This window comes from Klebsiella sp. Ech2A (assembly GCF_030078455.1).
GTDB classification, from domain to species: domain Bacteria; phylum Pseudomonadota; class Gammaproteobacteria; order Enterobacterales; family Enterobacteriaceae; genus Klebsiella; species Klebsiella terrigena.
Map to the genome: position 1 here is coordinate 1 of NZ_JAQGFU010000370.1, position 2,030 is coordinate 2,030.

The 2,030-nt window shown below is 68.1% G+C and carries 2 protein-coding genes and 1 pseudogene; all 3 read left to right on the forward strand.

Features of this window, described 5'->3' with window-relative positions; translation table 11 throughout:
* Positions 1-172, forward strand: a pseudogene (gene fecB, locus PFH44_RS27055) (Fe(3+)-dicitrate ABC transporter substrate-binding protein FecB); the annotation flags it as partial.
* The gene (gene fecC, locus PFH44_RS27060) at positions 172-1,170 is read left to right on the forward strand and encodes an iron-dicitrate ABC transporter permease FecC (RefSeq protein WP_283826757.1); all 999 of its coding nucleotides are present in this window, start codon (positions 172-174) and stop codon (positions 1,168-1,170) included. The pseudogene fecB and the gene fecC, both read left to right, overlap by 1 nt.
* On the forward strand, positions 1,167-2,030 hold an 864-nt coding region (gene fecD, locus PFH44_RS27065; protein WP_463671587.1), incomplete at its 3' end, for a Fe(3+) dicitrate ABC transporter permease subunit FecD. The genes fecC and fecD, both read left to right, overlap by 4 nt.

Sequence of the window (2,030 nt, forward strand, 5' to 3'; positions counted from 1 at the left end):
CAAATGGCAGCAGGACCCGCTATGGCAGATGCTGCAGGCGCAGCAGAAGCAGCAGGTGGCCGCCGTGGACAGCAACAGCTGGGCGCGGATGCGCGGCATGTTTGCCGCCGAACGCATCGCCGCTGATGCGGTTAACATCATTCACCACCGGGCGGTCGACGGGCAGCAATAATGAAATCATCCCGTTCCGCTCTGCCGATCTGGGGGCTGCCGCTGGTCGGGCTGGCGGGCCTGCTGTGGCTGAGCCTGTTTGTCTTTTCGCCGATCCCCATTGCGCCGCTGGAGGCCCTGCAGGCGCTGCTGGCCCCCAAAACCCCCTCTCTGGCCCAGGCGCTGGTGCTTAATCTGCGCCTGCCGCGTAGCCTGGTGGCGATAGCGCTTGGCGCCAGCCTGGCGCTTTCAGGCGTGCTGCTGCAAATTCTGACCCACAATCCGCTGGCCTCGCCGTCCCTGCTCGGCATCAACAGCGGCGCGGCGCTGGCGATGTCGCTGACCAGCGCCTTCAGCCCGGCGCCGCTGGCGGGCTACTCTCTGGCATTTATTGCCGCCTGCGGCGGCGGCGTCAGCTGGCTACTGGTGATGGCGGCCGGCGGCGGCTGGCGTCAGGAGCTCGACCGCAGCCGGCTGATCCTCGCCGGGATCGCCCTGTCGGCGCTGTGCATGGCGCTAACCCGCGTCACGCTGCTGCTGGCTGAAGATCATGCCTACGGCATTTTATACTGGCTGGCCGGGGGCGTTTCGCACGTTCGCTGGCCGGAGTTCTGGCAGCTGTTCCCCTTTGCGGCGCTGATTATTCCCGGCGTGTTTCTGCTGGCGAACTCTCTGAACCTGCTCCACGTCGGCGATAGCACCGCCCACTCGCTGGGGGTGAATCTTTCCCGGCTGCGGCTGCTAATCAACGCGGCGGTGCTGCTGCTGACCGGCGCCTGCGTCAGCGTAGCGGGGCCGGTGGCGTTTATCGGCCTGCTTGTACCGCACCTCGCGCGGCTGTGGGTGGGCCAGGACTGCCGCGTCCTGCTGCCGATGGCGGCGCTGCTGGGGGGCATATTTATGCTGCTGGCGGATATTCTCGCCCGCGCTCTGGCCTGGCCCGCGGAGCTTCCGGCGGGCGCGGTGCTGGCGCTGGTTGGGGGGCCGTGCTTTGTCTGGCTGGTCAGGAGGCGCGGATGAAAATGCGAGTCGCCTGCCTGCTGCTGGCGCTGCTGGCGTTAAACGTTATCTCCCTGCTTATGGGGGCCGTTCCGCTGCCCTGGCGGGCGCTGTTCGAGGGCTGGAACGGCGCCAGCGAGTACCACTACGCGCTGACGCAGTATCGCCTGCCGCGGGTGGTGCTGGCGCAGATCGTCGGCGCCGCGCTGGCGGTCGCCGGGGTGTTGATTCAGGGCCTGGTGCGCAACCCTCTGGCCTCGCCGGATATTCTTGGCATCAACCACGCCGCCAGCCTGGCGTCGGTCGCCGCGCTCTATTTTATCCCCTCGCTGTCCGTGCTGTGGCTGCCGCTGGTGGCGTTTAGCGGCGGCATGGCGGCGATGCTGGCGCTGGTTGTGCTGGCCGGCTTTGCCCGCCCGATGCGCCTGGCGCTCACCGGCGTGGCGCTGTCGGCCTGCTGGGCCAGCCTTACCGACTACCTGCTGCTCTCCCGGCCCCAGGAGATCAACAACGCGCTGCTGTGGCTGACGGGGAGCCTATGGGCGCGGGACGGTTCATTCGTCGCTATCGCCCTGCCCGTTCTGGCGCTCCTGCTGCCGTTAAGCCTGCTGCTCAGCCGCGGCCTGGACTTGCTGGCGCTCGGTCATGAGCGAGCCGGGACCCTCGGCGTCAATCTCCGCCAGCTTCAGCGCGGCGGCCTGCTGCTGGCGGTCGCTCTCGCTTCGGTGAGCGTCGCCGTCTGCGGCCCAATCGCGTTTATTAGCCTGGTGGTGCCGCACCTCGTGCGCCGCTTAACGGGCGGCAGCCATCGCTACCTGCTGCCCGTTTCGGCGCTGACCGGCGGGCTGGTGCTGCTGTTGGCCGACCTGCTGGCCCGTACG

Bases quoted from the DNA above. Each gene is read 5' to 3' on its own strand.
- fecC (WP_283826757.1), top strand. From the start codon at position 172: ATGAAATCATCCCGTTCCGCTCTGCCGATCTGGGGGCTGCCGCTGGTC.